5 protein-coding genes are annotated in these 6,121 nt (G+C 71.6%); 2 read left to right on the top strand and 3 right to left on the bottom strand.

The window, feature by feature from the left end; all coding sequences use genetic code 11:
• Positions 1 to 117 precede the first annotated feature (117 nt).
• Positions 118 to 1,374, top strand: a complete 1,257-nt coding sequence (locus tag V6U82_RS02595; protein ID WP_128137461.1) for a hypothetical protein — start codon at positions 118 to 120, stop codon at positions 1,372 to 1,374.
• A 63-nt stretch (positions 1,375 to 1,437) separates the two neighbouring features.
• Here V6U82_RS02595 and V6U82_RS02590 read toward each other — a convergent pair whose 3' ends face one another.
• The 3 genes from V6U82_RS02590 to V6U82_RS02580 form a co-directional block, all read right to left on the bottom strand.
• Positions 1,438 to 2,238 carry an ABC transporter permease gene (locus V6U82_RS02590; RefSeq protein ID WP_128137460.1) on the bottom strand — a complete coding sequence of 267 codons (801 nt, stop codon included), beginning with the start codon at positions 2,236 to 2,238 and terminating at the stop codon, positions 1,438 to 1,440.
• A complete protein-coding gene (locus tag V6U82_RS02585) occupies positions 2,235 to 3,218 on the bottom strand; it encodes an ATP-binding cassette domain-containing protein (protein ID WP_334458947.1) in 984 nt (327 codons plus the stop codon). The genes V6U82_RS02590 and V6U82_RS02585 overlap by 4 nt, the downstream gene beginning before the upstream one ends.
• 83 nt (positions 3,219 to 3,301) lie before the next feature.
• Positions 3,302 to 4,540 (bottom strand): cytochrome P450 family protein, encoded by a 1,239-nt coding sequence (locus V6U82_RS02580; protein WP_334458945.1) that lies wholly within the window; start codon positions 4,538 to 4,540, stop codon positions 3,302 to 3,304.
• Positions 4,541 to 4,735: 195 nt separating this feature from the next.
• Here V6U82_RS02580 and bioA point away from each other — a divergent pair, with 195 nt between their 5' ends.
• The gene (gene bioA / locus V6U82_RS02575) at positions 4,736 to 6,097 is read left to right on the top strand and encodes an adenosylmethionine--8-amino-7-oxononanoate transaminase (protein WP_120569405.1); all 1,362 of its coding nucleotides are present in this window, start codon (positions 4,736 to 4,738) and stop codon (positions 6,095 to 6,097) included.
• The last annotated feature ends 24 nt before the right edge of the window (positions 6,098 to 6,121 follow it).

The raw sequence follows: 6,121 nt of genomic DNA, 5'->3' as shown, positions 1-6,121 counted from the left end.
ACCGTCGCCCCGTGCGCGCCCGCGCTGAACTGAACCCGGTGACACGGGGGCGGGGGTCCGGCTGCCGGACCCCCGCCCCTGCGCCCAGTCCCGCACCGTCAGAGGAGAGGTCCCACAGTGACCGAGTTCGCCCTCGACGCACCGGTCCTGGTCCGGCCGTACACCGCCCGCAGAGACGGTGACTTCGCCGTGATCGGTGACGACAGTCGTCAGGTCTACCTGTCCATCCCGGCCGAGGGCCTCGACCTGCTGGAGTGGCTGCGCGACGGCGCCACAGTCGGTGAGGCCGTCCGCCGCTTCGAGGCGGCGCACGCGGCGTCACCGGACGCCGACGCGTTCCTCCAGGCGCTGGCCGACGAGGGATTCCTCGCCCCGGCCGGTGCGCACGACCCGCCGCCGGACGCCGAACCCGCTCGGCCGCCACGCGCCGGGCATCTGGAGTGGTTGTCCCCGCAGGCCGCCCGGCGCCTGCTGAGCCGGCCCGTGCTCGCCGTCTGCGGGGTGGTCGTTGGAGTCGCGGTCGCGATGGCCGTCGACCGGCCGGGGCTGGTGCCCGGGCCGTCCAGCCTCATGTTCCACTCCCACTTCTGGGCCTACCTGCTGGTCGTCCTCGGCATCGCGGTGATCGGCGTGTGGCTGCACGAGCTGGCCCACGTCGTGGGGGCGCGCGCCGCCGGCACGTCGGCCCGCATGACTGTCGGCAACCAGATGTACGCCATCGTCGCGCAGACCGACCTGTCCGGCATGTGGATGGCGTCCAAGCGTGAGCGTTTCGTCGCGGTGCTGGTCGGGCCGCTCGTCGACGTGATCGGCGCGGCGCTGCTGTTCATCACGCTGTGGCTGAACGACGTCGGCGTCCTCGGGCTGCCGGAGCCGGTGCGGCTGGTGGTGGCCGGCGTGCTGTTCACGTCGTTCATCCGGCTGCTCTGGCAGACGTTCCTGTTCCTGCGTACCGACTTCTACTACCTGATCACGACGGCGCTGGACACCCGGAGCCTGATGGCCGACACCGGCGCCTACCTGCGCAACCTCGTCCGGCGGGTGCTGCGCCGCCGGCTCATCGACCAGTCCGGGGTCGGGCGCGGCGAGATGCGCACCATCCGGATCTACGCGGTCGTCTGGGTCCTGGGCCGCGTCGTGGCCCTGGCCGTCCTGTTCACCGCGACCATCCCGCTGCTGTGGTTCTACCTGGTCCGGGTCGTCGGCTTCTTCCGCGGTGACGAGATGACCGGCCAATTCACCTGGGCCGACGTGCTCGCGCTGGCGATGCTGTCGTTCCTGCTCGACGGCGGCGGCACCCTGATGTGGCTGCGGTCGCTGCGACGTTCCAGCCGGCTGCGCCGCCGCGCGCCGGACCGCGTCCTGGTGGAGTAAGGCCCCCCACGGACGACGACTCCGCCCGTGCCATCGGGCGGAGTCGTCGTCGTGCCGAGCGCCTCAGCGCCCGGCGGACCTGCGGAACTGGGCGATCGCCAGCGGGATCGACAGGGCCAGCAGAGCGCCGATCCACAGCCCGGATGCGGCGACCGGGTGTTGCAGCGGCCAGACGTCCGGTGCGGTGGACGGGTCGACGTTGCCGAACTGGACCCGGACCGCCTGGACGATCGCCGAGACCGGGTTCCACTCGGCGACCGGTTGCAGGACACCCGGCATCGAGTCGATCGGCACGTAGGCGTTGGAGAGGAAGCCCAGCGGGATGGCGATGGTGAAGCCGGTGCTGCTGACCGCCTCCGGCGCCCGGGACGCCAGCCCCACCACGGCCATCAGCCACGACAGCGCGTACGCGAACGCCAGCAGGATTCCGAACCCCAGCGCCGCCTCGGGCACCGACGTACGGCTGCGCCACCCGACGACCAGGCCGAGCAGCGCGGTGACGGTGATGACCACGCCGCTGTTCACCAGGTCGCTCGTGGTGCGGCCGACGAGTACCGCGGACCGCGAGATGGGCATCGACATCAGCCGGTCGACGATGCCGTTGCGCAGGTCGGCGGCGATCGCGGTGCCGGTGTTGACGGCGCCGAAGAGGACCGCCTGCACGAAGATGCCGCCGAGCAGGTACTCCCGGTACGGCACCCCCTGCGCGTCGATCGCGCCGCCGACGATGAAGCCGAACAACAGCGTCATCATCGCCGGCGCGATGGCCGCGTTCAGCAGCATCTCGGGTACGCGCAGGATCATCCGCAGGTTGCGCTTCGCGACGACGACGCCCTCACCGAAGGCCAGTACGACGGCGTTCACTGCTTCTCCTCCACGGTCTCCTTGACGGGCTCGTCGCCGGTCCGCCGGCCGGGGCCGGTGAGGGCGAGGAAGACGTCGTCCAGCGTCGCCGTGCGCAGCGCGGCGTCCCGGACCGGTATGCCGGCCTGGCGCAGCAGCCGCGCGCCGGCCAGGAGCGTGTCCACTCCGTCGCCGGCCGGTACGGAGATCCGGCCCGCGGTCTCGTCCACGCTGGCCGGTCCGGTGCCGAGCGAGGTGAGCACCGCCTGTGCGGCGGCCAGGTCGGCGTCCGGCCCGAGGGTGATCTCCAGGCTGGTGCCGGAGACCCGCCGCTTCAGCTCGTCCGGCGTGCCGCCGGCGACCACCCGGCCGTGGTCGATCACGACGATCTGGTCGGCCAGCCGGTCGGCCTCCTCGAGGTACTGCGTGGTCAGCAGCAGCGTCATGCCGCCGGAGACCAGCTCGCCGATGGTGTCCCACAGCGCCGTCCGGCTCCGGGTGTCCAGGCCGGTGGTCGGCTCGTCCAGGAACAGCACCCGTGGCGTACGGATCAGCGCGGCGGCCAGGTCGAGGCGTCGCCGCATGCCGCCGGAGTACTCCTTCGCCCGGCGGCCCGCGGCGTCCACCAGGTCGAAGCGTTGCAGCAGCTCGTCGGCCCGCTGCCGGCTCTGCCGGGAGCCCAGGTGCAGCAGCCGGCCCAGCATCTCCAGGTTCTCGAACCCGGAGAGGTTCTCGTCGACGGCGGCGTGCTGCCCGGACAAGCTGATCACCCGGCGTACCTCGGCGGCCTGGGTGACCACGTCGAACCCGGCCACCTCGGCCCGGCCGCCGGTCGGGGCGAGCAGTGTGGTGAGCAGCCGGACGGCGGTGCTCTTGCCCGCGCCGTTCGGCCCGAGGATCCCGGTGATGGTGCCCTCCGGCACCACCAGGTCCAGGCCGTCCAGCGCGGTCACCTTGTCGAACTGTCTGCGTAGCCCGTCAGCGACGATGGCGTTCGCCACGTCGTCTCCTCCCTCTGCGGTTCGGTCGGATGCTCACCGGCCGGCCGGCCGAACCGCAGTGGGAGCCGGTCGCGCCGGCCCGGTCAGAACTCGACCGTGAGCGCGGTCAGCCCGCGCAGCGTGAGCCCGGGCCGCCAGGGCGTCTCGTCGAGGCTCTCCGCCGGGCGCAGGTCGGGCATCCGGGCGAGCAGCGTGGTGATGGCGACCTGCCCCTCGACGCGGGCCAGCGGCGCGCCCAGGCACATGTGGGCGCCCCGGCCGAAGGCGAGGTGCCGGTTGGGGGTCCGTTCGATGTCGAGCCGGTCCGGCTCCGGGTAGCGGCCCGGATCGCGGTCGGCGGCCGCGAGGACCCCGATCACCATCTCGCCGCGGCTGATCGGCACGCCGCCGATCTCGGTGTCCTCGGCGGCGAACCGCGGGAAGCTGATCTCGATCGGGCCGTGGTAGCGCAGCATCTCCTCGACGGCGCCGGGCGCCAGCTCAGGCTTGTCGCGCAGCAGCCGCAGCTGGTCGGGGTTGCGGAACAGCGCCAGGACCATGTTGCCGATCAGGTGCTGGGTGGTGCCGAGGCCGCCGACCACGAGCAGCGCCACCATCTTCAGCAGCTCGTCGTCGCTCATCCGCTCGCCGTCGGCCTCGGCCAGGGCCATCCCGGAGATCAGGTCGTCGCCGGGCTCGGCGCGCTTGCGCTGGATGAGCGCGTCCAGGTAACGCACGAACTCCTCGATCTCCGCCATCACCTGGGCCGGGCTCATGCCCTGCGGCGCGGACTGCGCGGAGGTCGGGTCCAGCGACAGCAGCAGCTCCGACCAGAGCCGGAACCGGTCCCGGTCGGCGCGGGGGATGCCCAGCATGTCGGACATGACGGTGAGCGGCAGCGGCACCGCGAAGTCCTCGACCAGGTCGAAGGTCCGTCCCTCGCGTTCGAGCAGCCCGTCGACGAGCTGGTCGGTGATCTGCTGGACGCCGGGGCGCAGCCGCTCGACGTACTGCGGCGTGAACGCCTGCTGCACCAGCCGGCGCTGCCGGGTGTGCTCGGGCGGGTCGACGCTGCCCATGCTGCCGCCGAGCAGCCGTACCACCGCCTCGGGCAGCGCCGGCGCCTCCATGCCCTCGGGCATCACGGTCGGGCTGGTCTTGAACCGGTGGTAGTCGGTGAGGAAGCTGGTGCACTCGTCGTAGCCGGTGACCAGCCAGACGTCCTGGCCGGTGGGCATCCGGACCCGGGAGACCGGGTCGGCGTCGCGGAGGGCGGCGTAGGTGTCGTAGGCCGTCTCCCGTGCGGCGGGCGACATCAGGTCCGGTTGTTCGGAGGTCGTCACGTCGGCGTCCCCTCTCCAGCGTTCGGCCGCACCGGTCGGCGCCGGCTCCGGATGAGCATTTCCGGGCCATGGCGACACCTCTGCTCAGAGTTGAGCACCGGCCACCCTGCGCACTACTGCGCAGACGTCACCGGCCCTCTTCCGGTGGACTGCGTGCTGTTGTCCTGGTTCCCTTCGATGACGGAGCGCCGACGCATGGACCTCGAAACCACGGAGACCGAACGCCTGCGCACGCTGGACCAGCAGCGCGTGTGGCACCCGTACACCCCCACCGACGCCTACCTCAACGCCAAGCCCCTGGTGATCACCCACGGCGAGGGTGTCTACCTGGTGGACAGCGACGGCAACCGCTATCTCGACGCGGGTTCCTCGCTGGGCGTCAACATCCACGGCCACCAACGTCGGGAACTGAACGAGGCGCTGGCCGCGCAGGCGGCGAAGATCGCGCACACCACGCTGTACGGCATGACCCACCCCGGCGCCGCGGAACTCGCCGACCGGCTGGTCCGGCTCGCCCCGGAGGGCATCGACAAGGTGCTGTTCCTGGAGTCCGGCTCCAGCGCCGTGGAGACGGCGATGAAGATGGCGTACTCCTACTGGGTCTTCAAGGGATCGCCGCAGCGCAACAAGTTCGTGTCCATGGGCGGGGCCTTCCACGGCGACACCATCGGCGCGCTGTCGGTGGGCCAGATGACGATCCTGAAGAACTTCTACCAGCCGCTGCTGCGCGAGACCAGCTCGTTCGCCCAGCCGTACGCGTACCGGTGCGGGTTGTGCAACAACAACTGCAACCTGGCCTGCGCGGACACGCTGGAGGAGGTGCTGGAGCGCGAAGGCGACGAGGTAGCCGCCGTGCTCGTGGAGCCGCGCGTGCAGAACGTCAGCGGCATGATCGTGGCGCGCGACGGCCACCTGGCCCGGGTCGCCGAGATCGCCCGCCGCTACGGCGTCCTGCTCATCGCCGACGAGCTGGGTGTGGGCTTCGGCCGTACCGGCCCGATGTTCGCCTGCCAGGCCGACGGCGTCTCGCCCGACATCCTCTGCGTCGGCAAGGGCCTGACCGGCGGGTACATGCCGTTGACGGCGACGATGGCGTCGGCGGAGGTGTTCGACGCGTTCCGCGGCGACGGCAAGATGCTGCTGTCCGGGCACACGTTCTCCGGCAACCCGCTCGCCGTCGCCGTGGCGCTGGCGAGCCTGGACCTGTTCGAGAAGGACGACCTGATCCGGCACGGCCAGGCGCAGGCCGTGGTCCTGGCCGAGGAGCTGGACAAGTTCCGCAGCGTCCCGCACGTCGGCGACGTCCGCCAGTGCGGCCTGCTGGCCGCCGTCGAGCTGGTGGCCGACGTGGAGACCCGCGAGCCGTTCCCGATGGAGCTGGGCGTCGCGACCCGCATCACCGAGCGGTGCCGGGAGCTCGGCATGATCATCCACTCGGCGCCGAGCGACACCATCGTCATCGTGCCGCCGCTGGTGATGACCGAAGAGGAGCTGCGCACGATGTCGCGGATCCTGCTTCAGGCGACGCAGGAGGTCGTGGCCTCGCTGTCCGCCTGAGCGCGGGAGAACGGGAACGGGACG

This window comes from Micromonospora sp. CPCC 205554, from assembly GCF_036902745.1.
Taxonomy (GTDB): domain Bacteria; phylum Actinomycetota; class Actinomycetes; order Mycobacteriales; family Micromonosporaceae; genus Micromonospora; species Micromonospora tulbaghiae.
Note: the sequence above shows the minus strand (reverse complement) of the source record. Positions and strands in the feature narration are given on the sequence as shown.

Bases quoted from the DNA above. Each gene is read 5' to 3' on its own strand.
- bioA (WP_120569405.1), top strand. From the start codon at position 4,736: ATGGACCTCGAAACCACGGAGACCGAACGCCTGCGCACGCTGGACCAG.